20 protein-coding genes are annotated in these 15,973 nt (G+C 45.1%); 15 read left to right on the top strand and 5 right to left on the bottom strand.

What is annotated here, in order from left to right; translation table 11 throughout:
- Positions 1-10 precede the first annotated feature (10 nt).
- Positions 11-742 carry a hypothetical protein gene (locus tag DFP76_RS07185; RefSeq protein ID WP_113873972.1) on the bottom strand — a complete coding sequence of 244 codons (732 nt, stop codon included), beginning with the start codon at positions 740-742 and terminating at the stop codon, positions 11-13.
- 147 nt (positions 743-889) lie between these two features.
- The gene (gene hisA, locus DFP76_RS07180) at positions 890-1,651 is read right to left on the bottom strand and encodes a phosphoribosylformimino-5-aminoimidazole carboxamide ribotide isomerase (RefSeq protein ID WP_113873971.1); all 762 of its coding nucleotides are present in this window, start codon (positions 1,649-1,651) and stop codon (positions 890-892) included.
- 138 nt (positions 1,652-1,789) lie between these two features.
- Between hisA and arfB the strand changes: the two genes are divergently transcribed.
- The 10 genes from arfB to DFP76_RS07130 all read left to right on the top strand — a co-directional run bounded on the left by arfB (position 1,790) and on the right by DFP76_RS07130 (position 7,672).
- On the top strand, positions 1,790-2,203 hold the full coding sequence (gene arfB, locus DFP76_RS07175) for an alternative ribosome rescue aminoacyl-tRNA hydrolase ArfB (protein ID WP_113873970.1): 414 nt from the start codon (positions 1,790-1,792) through the stop codon (positions 2,201-2,203).
- Between the two features lie 208 nt (positions 2,204-2,411).
- On the top strand, positions 2,412-3,107 hold the full coding sequence (locus DFP76_RS07170) for an aspartate/glutamate racemase family protein (RefSeq protein WP_113873969.1): 696 nt from the start codon (positions 2,412-2,414) through the stop codon (positions 3,105-3,107).
- A gap of 114 nt (positions 3,108-3,221) precedes the next feature.
- A complete protein-coding gene (locus DFP76_RS07165) occupies positions 3,222-3,515 on the top strand; it encodes an antibiotic biosynthesis monooxygenase family protein (RefSeq protein ID WP_113873968.1) in 294 nt (97 codons plus the stop codon).
- An 85-nt stretch (positions 3,516-3,600) separates the two neighbouring features.
- The gene (locus DFP76_RS07160) at positions 3,601-4,134 is read left to right on the top strand and encodes an NADPH-dependent FMN reductase (protein ID WP_113873967.1); all 534 of its coding nucleotides are present in this window, start codon (positions 3,601-3,603) and stop codon (positions 4,132-4,134) included.
- Between the two features lie 53 nt (positions 4,135-4,187).
- The gene (locus tag DFP76_RS07155) at positions 4,188-4,814 is read left to right on the top strand and encodes a LysE family translocator (protein WP_113873966.1); all 627 of its coding nucleotides are present in this window, start codon (positions 4,188-4,190) and stop codon (positions 4,812-4,814) included.
- Positions 4,815-4,899: 85 nt separating this feature from the next.
- Complete coding sequence (locus DFP76_RS07150) at positions 4,900-5,205, top strand: NIPSNAP family protein (protein ID WP_113873965.1); 306 nt, start codon at positions 4,900-4,902, stop codon at positions 5,203-5,205.
- A 188-nt stretch (positions 5,206-5,393) separates the two neighbouring features.
- On the top strand, positions 5,394-5,708 hold the full coding sequence (locus tag DFP76_RS07145; RefSeq protein WP_113873964.1) for a 4a-hydroxytetrahydrobiopterin dehydratase: 315 nt from the start codon (positions 5,394-5,396) through the stop codon (positions 5,706-5,708).
- Positions 5,709-5,845: 137 nt separating this feature from the next.
- Positions 5,846-6,277, top strand: a complete 432-nt coding sequence (locus DFP76_RS07140; protein WP_113873963.1) for a BLUF domain-containing protein — start codon at positions 5,846-5,848, stop codon at positions 6,275-6,277.
- A gap of 105 nt (positions 6,278-6,382) precedes the next feature.
- Complete coding sequence (locus tag DFP76_RS07135; RefSeq protein ID WP_113874150.1) at positions 6,383-6,736, top strand: hypothetical protein; 354 nt, start codon at positions 6,383-6,385, stop codon at positions 6,734-6,736.
- A 72-nt stretch (positions 6,737-6,808) separates the two neighbouring features.
- Entirely contained in the window at positions 6,809-7,672 is an 864-nt protein-coding gene (locus DFP76_RS07130; protein WP_113873962.1) for a TauD/TfdA dioxygenase family protein, read from the top strand.
- Between the two features lie 67 nt (positions 7,673-7,739).
- Here the strand turns inward: DFP76_RS07130 and DFP76_RS07125 are convergent, their stop codons facing one another.
- Positions 7,740-8,105, bottom strand: coding sequence for a DUF4345 family protein (locus tag DFP76_RS07125; protein WP_113873961.1), 366 nt, complete (start codon positions 8,103-8,105; stop codon positions 7,740-7,742).
- A 72-nt stretch (positions 8,106-8,177) separates the two neighbouring features.
- Positions 8,178-9,074 carry an AraC family transcriptional regulator gene (locus tag DFP76_RS07120; RefSeq protein ID WP_113873960.1) on the bottom strand — a complete coding sequence of 299 codons (897 nt, stop codon included), beginning with the start codon at positions 9,072-9,074 and terminating at the stop codon, positions 8,178-8,180.
- Positions 9,075-9,298: 224 nt separating this feature from the next.
- Between DFP76_RS07120 and DFP76_RS07115 the strand changes: the two genes are divergently transcribed.
- The 4 genes from DFP76_RS07115 (at position 9,299) to DFP76_RS07100 (ending at position 13,080) form a co-directional block, all read left to right on the top strand.
- Positions 9,299-10,249, top strand: coding sequence for an SDR family oxidoreductase (locus tag DFP76_RS07115; protein WP_113874149.1), 951 nt, complete (start codon positions 9,299-9,301; stop codon positions 10,247-10,249).
- Position 10,250: 1 nt separating this feature from the next.
- Positions 10,251-10,721, top strand: coding sequence for a hypothetical protein (locus DFP76_RS07110; RefSeq protein WP_113873959.1), 471 nt, complete (start codon positions 10,251-10,253; stop codon positions 10,719-10,721).
- A gap of 18 nt (positions 10,722-10,739) precedes the next feature.
- Complete coding sequence (locus DFP76_RS07105; protein ID WP_113873958.1) at positions 10,740-11,645, top strand: patatin-like phospholipase family protein; 906 nt, start codon at positions 10,740-10,742, stop codon at positions 11,643-11,645.
- Positions 11,646-11,805: 160 nt separating this feature from the next.
- Positions 11,806-13,080, top strand: coding sequence for an O-acetylhomoserine aminocarboxypropyltransferase/cysteine synthase family protein (locus DFP76_RS07100; protein ID WP_113873957.1), 1,275 nt, complete (start codon positions 11,806-11,808; stop codon positions 13,078-13,080).
- Between the two features lie 97 nt (positions 13,081-13,177).
- Here DFP76_RS07100 and DFP76_RS07095 read toward each other — a convergent pair whose 3' ends face one another.
- Positions 13,178-14,065: an alpha/beta fold hydrolase gene (locus tag DFP76_RS07095; RefSeq protein ID WP_181799805.1), complete on the bottom strand. Its 888-nt coding sequence runs from the start codon at positions 14,063-14,065 to the stop codon at positions 13,178-13,180.
- A 332-nt stretch (positions 14,066-14,397) separates the two neighbouring features.
- On the opposite strand from DFP76_RS07095, the gene DFP76_RS07090 reads away from it, so the two are divergent.
- On the top strand, positions 14,398-15,972 hold the full coding sequence (locus DFP76_RS07090) for a cytochrome ubiquinol oxidase subunit I (protein ID WP_113873955.1): 1,575 nt from the start codon (positions 14,398-14,400) through the stop codon (positions 15,970-15,972).
- Position 15,973: the final 1 nt, after the last annotated feature.

Genomic DNA, 15,973 nt, shown 5'->3' with positions numbered 1-15,973 from the left:
TTCAAAGAGATCAGTTGTTGACCAGACGATAATCCAATTTACCAATCAATGAGCCGCCTTGATCCTGAGTAGGGACTTGGAATTTGGCGCTGTTCTTAGCTCTTTGTGGCGACACTGTCATTACGACTTGGCCGTTGATCAAAATTTGATATCGCTCAGAAAAAGTAATGGTTACGTCTTCTGAATTCGGGCTCTCAAACAAAAAATTGTCTTTTAAACGAATGACTCGGGATTCGCCGCGGACCCATTGACCAATCAGAGGTTGCGCCTTAAAACTGCCTACCGCTTCATTGACCGTGGTTTCAGATAAGAACAAACGCACCAGATCGCCGCTGATCGGCATTTGTTGACGCTCACCTACGCGGGCATCCAATGCGGCCAATTCCGTATTGGTTTGGCTTATATAAGTGCGCAATTGTTGAATACTGGCTTGCAAGGCTTCACGAGATAATAGATCGGCCTCAATGATTCTCGGCGGCTTATTGGCACTGCCAAGACGAGTGTTTAATGCTTGATAATGCTTTTCAGCACTTTGCTGATATTTGTTTAAATCTGCCAAGTCCTCCGCATAGCCAGTCGCTTTTGCTGGCTCTTCGATAACAACTTGTTGATTGGGTGTAATCAAATCCGTTGCAGAGTCTTTAACTTGGTCAGTAGCGTCTGGTTGAGGAGAAAAAATGGGCATCGAGCAAGCGCTCAAAAAGAGCGTCACAAGTAACAGGCCACTACGAAATATTGACATCTAACCGTCCTGACAATTAGGAAAAAAATACAGACACCAAGTATGCGGTATGCGGCACTTGATGTCGAGATAAGCCAAGTCGACATCCCAGTCGAATTTGACTAAATAAAGTGTAAAGCTTGTCTGTGGTAAGGCTTGAGCAAGGTATTATGCTTGGGATTGATTCCACAGAATGCATTCGTCCAAGGTCACCCCTTTGCCACCAAAAATATCCAAGGCACTGCCAATGGTTAAGTCCACTTGACCTGCGGACAATTCATGAACACGTTTTAAATCGTGCAAAGCGCGCGCGCCACCAGCATAGGTGACGGCCACAGGGCAGGCCTTTCCTAGTAGGCTGACCAAGTCTTCATCAATGCCTGCTTGCAAGCCTTCTACATCGGCCGCGTGAATCAAAAATTCGTCGCAGTGATTGGCTAATTCCACCAAGTTATCGTGATTGACTTGCGTTGAGGTAATGGTTTGCCAGCGATCCGTAGCAATGAACCAGCCGTCTGCAGTGCGTCGGCAACTTAAATCTAATACTAAACGGTCTGTGCCGGTTTCACGTTTGATTTTATCAAGGCGATCCCAAGAGAATTCGCCATTTTCAAATAAGTAGGACGTTACAATAACGTGAGAAGCGCCAGCGTTTAGATAACTAGCAGCATTAGAATCTTTCACGCCACCGCCATATTGCAAGCCGTTAGGGTAGGCACGTAAGGCGCTCATGGCCTCATCTTTATTGCCTTTGCCTAACGCAATCACATGACCACCCGTTAAACCGTGTTCACGGTACAAGCGAGCATAATGCTCTGCATTGTACTCACTGATGAAGTTCTCTGTTGCGCCTTCATCATTGAGGCTGCCGCCAACGATTTGTTTAACCTTACCTTGATGCAAGTCGATACAAGGGCGGAACTGAGTCACATGACACTCCTAAATTTAGCCAAAATAAAACACCCAGTATAGCGGATAAAAACCCACGAAACGATGCCGTAAAGTCACAAATTACAAATCCTGATATACTCTTTGCCATCAATCAAATAGATAAAGAATGAACTGACTATGTTGCAAATATCCCTCGCGGTTGCCATACCCGATGACGAAATCGAATTGACCGCCATTCGAGCACAAGGCGCGGGTGGACAAAACGTCAACAAGGTCTCTTCCGCTATTCATCTGCGCTTCAATGTAGCCAGCTCCTCTTTACCTGACTTTCATAAAGAACGATTGCTGGCGTTGCAAGATTCGCGTCTTACAAAAGACGGCGATATTGTGATTAAAGCTCAGCAGCATCGTACCCAAGAACTGAACCGAGAAGACGCCTTAGCACGCCTCAAAGAACTGATTCTTGACGCGATCAAGGTGCAAAAGGTCCGTCGCCCAACCAAACCGACTCGCTCTTCACAGAAAAAGCGTGTTGATAGCAAGAAGAAAAAGGGGCAGATTAAAAGCTTGCGAAAGCGTAATTGGGATTAGTTTTTTCTCTGCTCGCAAGTGTTTCGATTTCTTCTGGCTGGCGTTGGAGTACTTTTTTCTAAAAAAGTCGATAATAAGGTGGTTATACATCTAGAACTCCCAATTGGAAGAAAGAAACAGTAGAGTGGCAAGAAAGCGTATCAATAGCTAATGCTCTTTTCGGTGGTCAAAGCAGAAGCAAAAACTGAACCGACATCTGGAGAAAACTTTGAAGACAATTGGAATGTTGGGTGGCATGAGTTGGGAATCCACCGCGAGTTATTACAAAGCCATCAATGAATCTGTCAGACACCATTTAGGTGGTCTACATTCTGCTAAAATTTGTTTGTATAGTGTGGATTTTGATGAAATCCAACATCTACAGCATCAGGGAAAGTGGGCTGAGACGGCTGATATTTTATCGAAAGCCGCTAAAGGTATTGAAGCGGGCGGTGCCGACTTTTTACTAATCTGCACGAATACTATGCATAAAGTGGCTTCTCAAATTGAATCCTCCCTTACCATTCCTATTCTTCACATCGCAGATGCCACGGCCAACAAATTGGTTTCTGACGGGGTTAAAAAAGTTGGTTTATTAGCCACACGTTTTACGATGGAGCAAGATTTCTATAAGCAGCGCGTTATTGATAAATTTGGTGTCGACGTCATGGTGCCGAATTTAGATGACCAAAAGGTGATTCACGACATCATTTACAATGAGTTGTGTCTCGGTATTATCCAAGAGGATTCTCGAAACCAATATCTCGAAATAATAGATCGTTTGCATCAGCAGGGTGCAGAAGCGATTGTGCTCGGTTGTACAGAAATAGCGCTATTGGTAAAACAAGAGCATACAAGTGTGCGTTTATATGACACGACGGCGATTCATGCTGAACAAGCTGTTTTACTTTCATTAGGTAAATGAAGTGTTCTCCATTGGTAAAGGCATTAACATCAACGACAGGCGGTCATTATGAGTAAGGAAACGTGTGCTCAATCGATCAGATTCGCTTTTTGCAAAATTGATTAAGGAAAAGAAATGGGAAAGGAAGTAAAACTTGTCATATTAATTGAAGTTCAACCCGGAAAGGCTGAGGAGCAAATCAGTTTATACCAAAAAATTAGGCCGCTTGTGTTGGGTGAAGAGGGTTGTCTTGAGTATGAATTGAATAGGGTGTCAGGCAGCGATGTGAAATTTGTTCTAACGGAACGTTGGGCATCAGAAGAATGTCTTGCTAAGCATGATGAAACGCCTCACATGAAAGAAGCTGATTCCATTAGTCCACTCTTTAGAGCTGGGCCTGCAAGCGTTCTTAAGTTAATCGGTGTGTAATATCTAACAAACTCTAGTATCACATAGCGCTATTTGGCTCACACTGCTAGGCGCTTCGTATTACCTTTAGGAAGTATTGCATTAAATGGAAACTTTAAATGTCCTCGCATTATCGGGCAGCCTTCGAAAAAACTCATACAATTCAGCCGTCATCAATGCACTGAAAATATTGGCACCTGATCATGTCGAAGTCGAGGTGGGCGAGATTGGGGATTTGCCGTTATTTAATCCAGATCGTGAAAACGAAAAAATTGCTTCTTTGGAGAATTTAAAGGCCGCGTTAAAAGCATCGTCAGGGTTAGTGTTGGCAACGCCGGAATATGCTCACGGCATTAGCGGGCCTTTAAAAAATGCCCTTGATTGGTTGGTCAGCAGCCTTGAGTTTCCATATAAGCCCATAATGCTGATCAACACATCGCCACGAGCATCTCATGCGCAAGCGCACTTAAGGGAAGTGCTCACCACCATGTCTGGGCGAATTGTTGAAGAGGCTTGTGTCTCGATACCTTTATTGAGCAGTGGTTTAGACTCTGATGGCATTGTTAACGACAAAGACATAGCCAGTGTATTGCAGGTGGCTTTCAAGGCATTTTGTGATGACATTCAAGCTTGTCGCTGAACCAATTTATTCGTTAATACTGATAACTTTTACCTATTAGTGGAGTTGAAAGGATGGATTACTTCTTATATTTGGGTATTTGCATTGTCGCGACCGCAAGCCCTGGACCAGCGGTCTTTTTATCTATTAAAAATGGTGCGAAATATGGAGTGCGAAGGGCGCTTATCGGAGTCGTTGGTAATGTCGTCGCCATGCTGACGTTGGCCTCTGTGTCGGCAGTCGGTTTGGGGGCCGTTATTTTAGCGTCTCCCGTGTTGTATACCGTTATAAAAGTGATAGGGGGCTTATACCTGATTTATTTGGGTGTAAAAGCATGGCGTTCTCAGCCAGTATCTCGTGATGGAGATCGTTTCACATCTGTGAAATTGGCAATCCCAAGTCGTTTAAAACTATTTGGCGAAACCTATGTCGTCGGTCTCAGTAACCCTAAAGCGATTGCTTTTTATACCGCGCTATTTCCTCAATTTATCAATCTTGATCAACCTGTTTTTCTGCAATTTGTCATACTCGCTGGTACGTTTGCCATTTGTTCCTTCTTGTTTCTAGTCACCTATGTTGTATTGGCCTCTCGGTTAGGTAGCTACTTAGAACAAGAGCAAGTCTTGGTGTGGTTTAACCGTATTACTGGAGGAATCTTCGTTGGGTTTGGGTCGGCACTGGTTTTCAGTAATAAGACATAAAGGCGGTTTGCGCCGCATCGTCAAGCAATAACCTTTTATATACCGCTTAGCCGAAGGTTAAGCATAGAGATTTGGAGTAGTAAAATTGATTACTTGTTATCTTAATTACGTCATTGACCCTTACAAAGTGAAAGAATTTGAGCATTACGCTAAGCTTTGGATCCCACTCGTCAATAAATTTGGTGGCACCCATCATGGCTATTTTCTTCCTTCAGAGGGCGCTAATAATAAAGCCTTGGCCTTATTTTCTTTTCCTAGCTTAGCGGCATACGAAGAATATCGAATGAAATCGCTTGCAGATGAAGAATGCATTCGCGCCTTCCAATATGCAGAAGAGACTCAGTGTATTTTAAGTTACGATCGAAGCTTTTTTCGCCCGCTTTTTGAATAAAGAGATAACAGACAATCGTCGTCATGATTGCGCTATTTAAGACGACAGTGACGTTCTTCTTTGCTTAGTACTAAACTTGTTTTGTTTACACTAATATTCTAGGTTTTGTAGGAATAGGCAAGCCAGCTTAGGAAGCTTCAGGCATTGTTGATTATTTAAATGAGTGGAATCATTTCAGGGGAAGTGACATGCAGATTGAAAAATACAACCAAACTCAAATCCAAGCGCTTCTGGCTGAACTCAATCAGCACCATGATGGTTGGCATTTAGAAGAGGGAAAAATCACCAAGCAGTTTGTGTTTGCGGATTTTGTCGCCGCTTTTGGTTTTATGTCTATGGTGGCCTTGTACGCGGAGAAAATGAACCATCACCCCGAATGGTTTAATGTCTACAGTAAGGTGAACGTCCAATTGACCACGCATGATGTGTCTGGTATCTCTGAGAAAGACGCTCAGTTGGCGAAATACATGGATGTCTGTGCTGCTTCTTTAACACTGGTTTGATTGACTAAACTGAAGAGGAAACCTCGGGGTATTACTTTTCTTTAAGATTGAGCCTGCATACTCTCTGTAAAGACAGAACGACATCACGACGATAAGAATCGTCAACGTTAATAATTTTGTACAGTTTAAGGGTGGTTATGAGTTTAGTTTGTTTGCTTTATGCGAGTACCATTAGTGACGATTTTTCCCCAGATGACATTAAGCAGATTCTGTCCTCGGCTGAGCGAAACAATGCGAAGCAACATGTCACTGGAATGCTGTCTTTTAATCGGCAATATTTTTTACAGTGCCTTGAGGGCTCTCGTCAGCAGGTTAACGAAATATACCACCGTATTGCTCGTGATCCGCGGCATCAGCGTCTTGAAATCCTTGACTATCAATCCATCCCTAAACGATCGTTTTCTGAATGGCACATGGGCTATTTACAAGACACTCAGACCTTGTCCGAGCTGTTTTATCAGTACAGCTCAAATGATCAATTTGACCCTTACAATATGTCGCCAGAGGGGGCTTTTTTATTGTTGTTGGATATTAAGGCAGAAATACAGAAAGCTTTGCAAACGTCATAATTCATTCGGCAAAACATGAGGCTGTTGGAGACTGAGTTCAGGAAATCATCAGCGAATTCTTGGTCTTGAATGATCAATATAAAAGGAAGCATCGAGGTCGGTATTATGAAGGTAACGGAAAAAACAGACGAAGATATTTTTAGCACTGCCAAGCCAATGATTGATGACGTGATTAAGGGATCCAATGCTAAAGACTGGGCGCTCTTCTCTAAATACCAAACGGATGAAGAATTATACGACCCAGATAACAGAAAGAATGTTGAGGCTCAGTGGCAGAAGAGCGAGTTTCTGACCAGCTTGGATCTAGAATGGCAGCTACTCACGATCTTACGGCGTGGGGGCGTCGCCACTTTGGTTTGGAAACAAACCAGCACTCAGGTTGAAGGCGAAGCATTGGCTTGCTATTCGATCCAGCAAATCGGTGAAGAGGTGAAAGAGGTCGGTTTTCGACTCTTATAAGTGTAATCATCACAGGGAAAACACGTCTAATAATATGAAACTGTGTCGAGCCAAAGAGAATTAGAGCCTGTGATGAAAATACAAGCGTTAACGGAATCCATCGGTGCTATGGTGGAAGATGTGGTATTGAGCGATTTGTCTGATGCGCAGTTTGCGCTCTTGTATCAGGCTTTTTTGCAGCACAAGGTGCTGTTCTTTCGAGATCAAGGGTTAACGGTCGATGAGCATCTCGCCTTAGGCAAGCGCTTTGGGGAACTGGAAGCTGCGCACCCATTTTTCCCTCATTTGGAGGAGGATAATCGTGTGGTGGTGATTGAAACGGCTCGCGGTAATCCGCCAGGTAAAAGTTTCTGGCATACGGATATGACCTGGCAAAGTATCCCTCCTAAATGCTCCATCCTACATGCGCAGCATCTTCCACAACAGGGTGGCGATACCATCTGGTGTGACATGGCTGCCGTGTGGACAGAGCTGAGTGAAGCCGAACAAGAAAGCGTGCAAGATAAACAAGCGGTTCACGCATTGCACGCCTTTGCCAGCAGTCGTTACGATGACATAAATGAACAGGGTGAAAGCTCGGTGAGCAAACGATCCGAAGATTTTCCGCCCTTGCTCAGACCCATGGTACAACCGCATCCCGAAACGCAACAAAGCGTACTTTTCATTAATGAACAATTTACTCGCGCTATTGTCGGCATGAGTGAACAGGAAAGTGACGCACAATTAGAGCGACTTTTTAGCAAAGCTCGACAAACCCAGCATCAGGTGCGTTTTCAATGGCAAGAAAATTCCGTGGCGATTTGGGACAACCGTATTACGCAGCATTTTGCAGTCACTGATTATGGTGATGAACCGCGACGTTTGCATCGAGTAACCGTGCAAGGCGATGCTGAAATGGCGGCGCAGCCTTTTCACTCTAATGCATCTCAGGCTTAACCCTGTCAGAAATAGAATGAAAGGTGTCTTATTCTGTCGCGGCTTACTGATGAAGATTAAAAACAGCCTACACACGAACTTTCATATACCACCAAATAAAAGGTATGAGTAAGATAATCTCAATACCGACATTTACCCATTGTTTCATGACTGAACCGTCCAAGAGGATGCCAATCAGACGGGCGATCAGTAACCCTAGGAGCAAGGTTGCGCCTGTCGCTGAAACTGTCGCTTGCCAAGGAAGCCACTGCTGATGAAACTGCAGTAGCATTCCCACGCCAATCAATAACCCCCACCAAATTCGTCTTTCAATGGCTTTAAAGGTATCTTCGGGAATGGGCTTATGGCTCACCAGCTCTGGGTTCACCGCAAGTAAAATACCAAGAAAAATGAGCACCACGCCGATCATTCTGTAGAGTAAAACAGAGTCCATTTACGGTTCCTGCGTTCGTTAAATTAGATATTGAGAATGGTTCCATGCCTTAATGACAATGGGCTTAGAGCATCAAATTTTGATGCTGTCTGGTATCTGTGAGCCATGACTCCATTGTTTGGGCGACTGGCCGTACATGCGTTTAAACTCTCGGCTGAATTGAGAAGAACTGACATAACCCACTTCCATTGCGGCTTGACTAACATTGGTTCCGGTCGCAATTTTCATCGCGGCGGTATTCAATCGCATTGATTTCACAAATTGAATAGGAGACATAGACGTGGCTTCCTTGAATTTGCGATGTAAAACCGCGCGACTCATGCCTATCTGAGAAGCCATTTCATCAATAGTAATGGTGTCGTTAAGGTGAGTTGAAAGGTATTCAATGGACTTGGCAATTTCATTACCGACGCCAAAAGCCCGTCTTGCTGATTCCCCAGCAGCGCCTTTTAGTACCGCATAATAAAGCTCACGAAGTCGTCCTTCACCAAGGATAGAGGAATCCGCTGCACTATGACCTAACTGTAAAAGCCTTAATAACGCATCGGAAAAATCATCATCCCACTCAGACAGCGCAAAGCCTGGTGGAATGGCGCTGGATTGAGGTTTGCGAATGGCCCCACTGGCATTTTCCATTTCAATCGCCAGTTCTGTCATAACCTTAGTACTCAAGGAAATGGAAACGCCCAATAATGGCTTTTCAGGGGAGGCAGTCGGCGTGCCAGCTTCAACTGGCATTGACATTGAACAACACATGTATTGGCTGTTGTCATACACATAGCGTTTCCCGTCTAAGATGGCTTCTTTGGCCCCGCTGACAATGGCAATCACACTCGGTTCATAAACAGCAGGTGCACAGCGAACAGGACTAGTAACTCGAAACAGTTGTACGCCCTTGATGCCGGTATCGAACATACCATCTTCGCTCATTTTGCTTTCAATCAGCTGTTTTATTAAAGGTTTACTCATCGTGTCACCATGCTATGAAGTGTTGCCATTAAATTAGCATCCGAAAATCAGCTCATCAATGTAATGATACAAATAGGCAATTTTTAGAGAGTTTATCGCCTATTTGTGTTCTTGTCTGAGAGTTATAGTGTTCCTCAGACATTTGAATACTTTATATAAATTCACTTTCTCTGACGCTCGACCTCTTATTGTTGGGGCAGGAAAAAACGATGGGATCTAACACTATGACAACGAATAAACATCTATTTGGTGCAATTGGCTGGACACCAGAAGCGATTGATACTTTGGACGGTAAAACCTTTGTGATCACTGGCGCAAATTCGGGGGCTGGGTTTGAGGCAGCGCGCATCTTCCTTCGCAAAGGAGCGAAAGTTGTCATGTTGAATCGAAATCCAGTGAAATCGACACAAGCCATCGCGGATCTCAAGCAAGAGTTTGGTGAGAAGGCGGAGCTCTCGTTCATTCAAATGGATCTCGCCAAACTGGATTCGGTTCGTCATGCTGCGGCGCAAATATTGGAAAATGTTCAACAGATTGATGCGCTGATTTGCAATGGGGCCATAGCGCAAGTCGCGCAACAGGAAATGACGGTCGACGGTTTTGAAAGCCAGCTAGGCGTTAATCATTTCGGTCACTTTTTGTTGTGTGGTTTGTTGTTTGAGCGTATCGAGGCAACTGGTGGGCGTATTGTTGTAGTGGGAAGTAATGCCTACAAAATGGGACTGAAGACCATTCAATTTGACGATTTAAACTTTAACCAAAATTACTCCGCTTGGAATGCTTACGCGCAAAGCAAATTAGCGCAAATGATGTTTGCTTATGAGCTGCAAAGACGCATTGCCGCATCGAATGCCAACGTTCAAGTACAAGTCTGTCATCCAGGGGCTTCAAGAACAAATTTATTGAAGGATACGGCAAGCCGTTTCAATAAGATTCTTTGGGCTGTCTTATCTCGTGTGATTGCTCAGTCCGCGGAGAAAGGCGCATGGCCAGAAGTCATGTGTGCGACTCAAGATAACCTGAAAGCAAACAAACTTTATGGTCCAACCAGCCGAGCTCAGACGGTTGGCCCAGTGGGAGAGTGTCCACTGGACGAGGTGGCGCTAGACAGAAATATGGCCGCTAAGTTGTGGCAGCTATCGGAAGAAAAAACCTCCCTGAAATGGACTTTGTAGGATGAAAAAGTGGGTTTTATTTAGCATCTTCTTAGGGGCGCTGCCCAGTGGGGCAATCGCGACAGAGCATTTTTCACTGGGGATAGGGCATTATAACAATGATGCTTTCTACTATACCGATAAAGCTTACTTTGATGGATTCAGTATGGATTTAGGCGCGTATTCAGACCTAAACAGCTCACACTTCTTATATTTGGACGCGCATCTTTATTCAACGGCCTCTCAGTCGGTGTTTGCACCTGCTCTCGTACTTTATAGCGGAATAGGAGGGGTTGTAATGTCTGCGAATGCTTTTCGAGACTTTCATGGCAGTAAAGAGCAAGTGTGGGGACTCAGATTGCCGATAGGCGCAGAAGTCTTGCTGGATTCTGGAATGTCATTTTTCGCAGAAGTTGTTCCTACGCTGTTTTTTGCGTCACAACAGGAATACGAAACAACGGCCGCATTAGGGGTCCGCTTTTATCTATACTGATTCAGGAAAAATCCTCAAATGATTAATAGACAAATTCGCTTCATCAGCTTGGTGATGCTTTCTTTGTGGCTGTTGGTGGGATGTGCCAAAGACAACCACTATCAACAATTGCACATCACTAAGCAAATGGCGGTGGAACCCTTACAGACAGATAATCAAACTTTAGCAATTGCTTTTGGTGGTGGTGGCTTGAGAGGCTACATGCATCTAGGGGTGATCAAAGCATTGCATGAGCATGGCATTAAAGCGGACTTAGTCACTGGTTCTTCGGCTGGTTCTGTTGCCGCTACCTTGTATGCTTCTGGTCAGTCTTATGACAAGCTAGAAAGTATTCTCATGGCGTTTAGCGAGTATGACTTAATGGACTTTGTGTTATCAAAGCAAGGTCTTGTGAACGGACAAAATCTGGCTGACTGGATAAATGCGTCGGTGCCTCAGCAAACATTATCGGCCATGAGTATACCGATTGGCATTACGGCCACTGATATGACAGACCTTGAATCGGTGTTGATCACGGATGGGAACCCGGGGCAGGCTGTGCAGACATCCTCCTCCATCCCTGGGGCGTTTATTCCCGTTCAGCACAATGAGCATTTGTTAGTCGATGGTGGTGTGTTAAATGTTGTGCCTGTGCATTACGCCAGAGCCATGGGAGCAGATATGGTCATCGCCGTTGATATCTATTGTGGCAATCAGCCTGCGGCGGATAAAACTTCGATAGGCGTGCAACTGGCTACCTTCAGGTTACTGGCTTGTCGTCTCAGCGAAGACGAAATTATGAGTGCCGACCTTGTGGTGAGGCCAAGTTATGAGCCAAAAGGCAGTGGTGTTTCGAGCTCCAAACAGGTTGGCGTAGAGGCTGGATACCAAGCGATGATGGCGAAAATGCCAGAATTAAAGTCGTTGTTAGGCCAAGTCGATTAATCCTTGTTTACGATAAAGAGAGTAGGGTATCAATAGCATCGAACCCGCTTAGTCTCCTGTGACTAAGCGGGTTCATACTCAGTTGACAGTTTTGCCCTTTATCCTGTCTCTGGTTCTGCGTACTATTATCTTCCCCTAAAAACAATAACAGGCGATAAAAATGAAGTTAGAATCACTTGCTCTTCACCATGGTTACACTTCCGAAGACACCACGAAAGCCGCAGCGGTGCCGATTTATCAAACCACGTCTTACACCTTTGATGATACTCAGCATGGCGCAGATCTGTTTGACTTAAAAGTTCAAGGCAATATTTACACACGCATCATGAACCCAACCACAGACGTGCTTGAGCAACGTATTGCGGCAATGGAAGGTGGCATTGCGTCCTTGGCAGTCGCTTCCGGTATGGCGGCCATCACGTATGCGTTGCAGTGTATTTGCGATGTGGGTAGTAACTTTGTCAGTACCAGTCAGTTGTATGGCGGAACGTATAATTTGTTTGCTCACAGTTTTCCGCGTCAAGGCATTGAAGCGCGTATGGTATCAGCAGACGATTTTGACGGTTTTGAAGCCGCCATTGATGACAATACCCGCGCGATTTTTTGTGAATCCATTGGCAACCCAGCAGGTAACATTGTCGACATTGAAGCCTTAGCAAAAATTGCTAACAAACACGGTATTCCGCTGATTGTTGATAACACGGTGGCGACACCATTTTTATGTCGTCCGTTTGAATTGGGCGCACACATTGTGGTGCATTCCCTAACCAAATACATTGGCGGTCACGGGACCACTGTCGGCGGCATCATCGTCGATTCTGGTCAGTTTGATTGGGTGGCCAACAAAGCTCGTTTCCCTATGTTGAATGAACCAGATCCGTCTTATCATGATGTGGTTTATACCGAAGCGTTAGGCGCGGCAGCGTACATTGGTCGCTGTCGTGTGGTGCCGCTGCGTAATACCGGTGCAGCACTTTCGCCACACAGTGCTTTCTTGATTATGCAGGGTTTGGAAACCCTTGGTCTGCGCATGGAACGTCATTGCTCGAACGCTGAAAAACTGGCGAACTATCTACAATCCCATGACAAAGTCAGCTGGGTAAATTATGCGGGCTTGGCAGACAACCAGTATCATGACATCAGCCAACGCATTACCAGTGGTAAAGCGTCTGGGGTACTGAGCTTTGGTATCAAAGGTGGTTTAGCGGCTGGTACGCAATTCATCGATGCTTTACAGATGATCCTGCGTCTGGTGAACATAGGTGATGCGAAATCTCTAGCGTGTCATCCGGCGTCGACCACTCACCGTCAGTTGAATGATGAAGAACTGGCGAAAGCGGGTGTGAGTAAAGACCTAGTACGTATCTCTGTTGGCATCGAAAACATTGACGACATTATTGCCGATGTGCGCCAAGCCCTTGAAGCGGTAAGCTAACGTCACTTGGAACATGAAACGAAGCGGTCTCTTAATGAACAAAATGGCCGCTTTGTCTTTCTTCCGATTAGCCGTCACAGCCATTACGTCACAGCGATTAATAGCGGCTATGAATGTTAATGGCTTGTACCGATCTCATGACTTGCTCTGGATATTGTTGTTGGCCTTTATTGTCGGCTTTTTCGATTAGGGTGAGATGGATATCAGCCTGTTGAAATAAGTCTTTGGCCAAGCGCATATACGTGCCCGGATGAGCCGATTCCGCCTCAACCGTCTGCAACCAACCGATAGGTTGATTTAAACCCGCAAATTGGACTTTTGCTTGGTTTAAACTCGACGCCAAATCAACCTGCTCCAATTGAGCATGTTGCCAAGACTGAGAAAAGAAAAAACTCGGCAGCCATTTCAAGGCTGAGGCATACCATGCGGCTTGAGTTTGTTGCTCGGTGAGTGTGGCATTGATCAAGACAACCCCGCGCACAAAATTTGGGTGCTCGGCGGCCAGTAAAGAAGCCAACGCGCCACCATAACCTTGTCCGGCTAACAAAATTTTCTCTTTGCCATTACGTTCCCAGATATTCTGGATCACAGGCGCGAGCATTTCAGATTGTATTTCCAAGCGACTCGGAAAATCACCAGCGTAGGTGGACTTGCCCCAACCAGGACGATCCAAAGCGATTAAACGATACTTTTGTTTGACGTTATCCGCTTGAAAGTAGCGGCGAAAGCTGGATGAGTCTTCCCCAGTGTCGTGAATAAAAACTAGGGTGTCTCTTGGGGTAAGCGTGCGGTCACTGCTGGCATAATGGAGTTTAAAATCGCCACTTGGGCCTTCCATATAGAGTAGGTGGTTTTGGACACCTTCTGGGTTATTCGTGACCTGTTGTGTCAGGTTGGCGTTTTTTTCGACATCCGTACTCTGTTCACAAGCCAGCAATAAGCTAGCCAACGACACGAATGTCATCAGACGTAAAAAAGCAAACATGTTAAAAAAGGCCTTCATGAATTGATTTCCGTATAGCGATAGTCAGGGTCATCCGCGACCACTTGTTCGATAAAGCTAAAGATTGTACATCATCGTTAGCAATAATCATTGCTCTTTACTTTCAAAGCAAAGTTTTTTCCTGCTTATTTCTTTCAATCTCTTTATCTTGATCTACAGCAATGTTTCGAAATTCAACAGCAATCATAATCCATTCTTATAGTAAGCCCTGATATTAGTTTTGGGGCTTCGGTGGGCGTTAGATAAAAAGAACACGGTGCCAGAATGTGTCGACAAACGCCTTTTTCTCAATCAAATGAATGGGTTGAAGTCATATGATTAACGAAGCTGTAGTGGAATTATCGCGGTTTCAGTTTGCTCTTACTGCTCTGTACCACTTTTTGTTTGTCCCTTTAACACTAGGGATGGCTTTTTTACTTGCGATCATGGAGTCGGTCTATGTGATCACGGGTAAACAAATTTACAAAGACATGGTGAAGTTTTGGGGTAAATTGTTTGGGATTAACTTTGCCTTGGGGGTAACTACCGGTTTGACCATGGAGTTCCAATTCGGAACCAACTGGTCATATTACTCTCATTATGTGGGCGATATTTTTGGCGCGCCGCTGGCCATTGAAGGCTTGATGGCCTTCTTCTTAGAGTCCACTTTAGTCGGCTTGTTCTTCTTTGGTTGGGACCGTATGAGCAAGGTCAAGCACTTGATGGTGACTTGGTTAGTTGCATTAGGTTCTAACTTATCGGCGTTATGGATTTTGATCGCCAATGGCTGGATGCAAAACCCAGTTGGCTCAAACTTCAACTACGAAACCATGCGAATGGAATTGGTGGATTTCGGTGCTTTGTTATTGAACCCAGTGGCACAGGTGAAATTTGTTCACACCGTTTCTGCTGGTTACACAACTGGCGCAGTGTTCGTATTGGCCATCTCCAGTTATTACCTATTAAAAGGTCGTGATCTTGCCTTTGCGCGTCGCTCTTTCGCTATCGCTTCTGCGTTCGGTTTAGCGTCTGTATTGAGTGTGATCATCCTTGGTGACGAGTCGGGTTACGAGTTAGGTGAAGTACAAAAAGTGAAATTGGCGGCGGTTGAAGCTGAGTGGGAAACACACGAAGCACCAGCGCCTTTCACCGTGATTGGCTTCCCAAATCAAGAGCTTGAAGAAACTGAGTTTGCCTTGCGTATACCCGGCTTGATGGGCTTGATTGCCACACGTTCTTTAGACGAAGAAGTGATGGGCATCAAAGACCTGAAAGAGCATAACCGTCAGCGCATTATTAACGGTATCTATGCCAATCAGCTGTTGGAAGAATTGCGTTCTGGCAACAAAGATCCTTTGCTCATCGAAAACTTTGAGAAAGTGAAAGACGATCTAGGCTACGGTTTGCTGGTTACTGCCTTCAACGAAGACATTAACCGAGTAACCCCTGAAGACATCGATATGGCGGTGGACTATTCCATTCCACGAGTAGCACCTTTGTTCTTCTCCTTCCGCATCATGGTGGCTTGTGGCTTCCTAATGTTGCTGATGTTTGCGGTGGCTTTCTACCAAAACGCACGTCGTCGCATTGGTCAAAACCGTACCTTGCTTAAGTTCTTCGTTGCCAGCTTGCCACTGCCTTGGATCGCTTGTGAAACTGGCTGGTTCGTTGCCGAATACGGTCGTCAACCTTGGGCGATTGGTGAGGTCTTACCGATTCACGTAGCGGTTTCCAGTCTAACTGCTGGCGAAATTTGGCTGACTATTATTGGTTTCACCGTTCTGTACACCGCCTTCTTAGTGGCAGAAATGTACTTGATGATTCGTTTTGCCAAGCAGGGGCCTTCCAGCTTACACACTGGACGCTACGCGCTTGAACAAGAAGCTGATCAGTTAAAGCAAGGGGTATAAG

Origin of the sequence: Marinomonas aquiplantarum (assembly GCF_003314975.1) — a bacterium.
In the GTDB taxonomy this organism is placed as follows: Bacteria; Pseudomonadota; Gammaproteobacteria; order Pseudomonadales; family Marinomonadaceae; genus Marinomonas; species Marinomonas aquiplantarum.
Note: the sequence above shows the minus strand (reverse complement) of the source record. Positions and strands in the feature narration are given on the sequence as shown.

Coding starts and splice junctions, on each gene's coding strand:
- DFP76_RS07185 (WP_113873972.1), bottom strand. CDS start 742: ATGTCAATATTTCGTAGTGGCCTGTTACTTGTGACGCTCTTTTTGAGC.
- arfB (WP_113873970.1), top strand. CDS start 1,790: ATGTTGCAAATATCCCTCGCGGTTGCCATACCCGATGACGAAATCGAA.
- DFP76_RS07165 (WP_113873968.1), top strand. CDS start 3,222: ATGGGAAAGGAAGTAAAACTTGTCATATTAATTGAAGTTCAACCCGGA.
- DFP76_RS07160 (WP_113873967.1), top strand. CDS start 3,601: ATGGAAACTTTAAATGTCCTCGCATTATCGGGCAGCCTTCGAAAAAAC.
- DFP76_RS07155 (WP_113873966.1), top strand. CDS start 4,188: ATGGATTACTTCTTATATTTGGGTATTTGCATTGTCGCGACCGCAAGC.
- DFP76_RS07145 (WP_113873964.1), top strand. CDS start 5,394: ATGCAGATTGAAAAATACAACCAAACTCAAATCCAAGCGCTTCTGGCT.
- DFP76_RS07140 (WP_113873963.1), top strand. CDS start 5,846: ATGAGTTTAGTTTGTTTGCTTTATGCGAGTACCATTAGTGACGATTTT.
- DFP76_RS07135 (WP_113874150.1), top strand. CDS start 6,383: ATGAAGGTAACGGAAAAAACAGACGAAGATATTTTTAGCACTGCCAAG.
- DFP76_RS07130 (WP_113873962.1), top strand. CDS start 6,809: ATGAAAATACAAGCGTTAACGGAATCCATCGGTGCTATGGTGGAAGAT.
- DFP76_RS07125 (WP_113873961.1), bottom strand. CDS start 8,105: ATGGACTCTGTTTTACTCTACAGAATGATCGGCGTGGTGCTCATTTTT.
- DFP76_RS07120 (WP_113873960.1), bottom strand. CDS start 9,074: ATGAGTAAACCTTTAATAAAACAGCTGATTGAAAGCAAAATGAGCGAA.
- DFP76_RS07115 (WP_113874149.1), top strand. CDS start 9,299: ATGACAACGAATAAACATCTATTTGGTGCAATTGGCTGGACACCAGAA.
- DFP76_RS07110 (WP_113873959.1), top strand. CDS start 10,251: ATGAAAAAGTGGGTTTTATTTAGCATCTTCTTAGGGGCGCTGCCCAGT.
- DFP76_RS07105 (WP_113873958.1), top strand. CDS start 10,740: ATGATTAATAGACAAATTCGCTTCATCAGCTTGGTGATGCTTTCTTTG.
- DFP76_RS07100 (WP_113873957.1), top strand. CDS start 11,806: ATGAAGTTAGAATCACTTGCTCTTCACCATGGTTACACTTCCGAAGAC.
- DFP76_RS07095 (WP_181799805.1), bottom strand. CDS start 14,065: ATGTTTGCTTTTTTACGTCTGATGACATTCGTGTCGTTGGCTAGCTTA.
- DFP76_RS07090 (WP_113873955.1), top strand. CDS start 14,398: ATGATTAACGAAGCTGTAGTGGAATTATCGCGGTTTCAGTTTGCTCTT.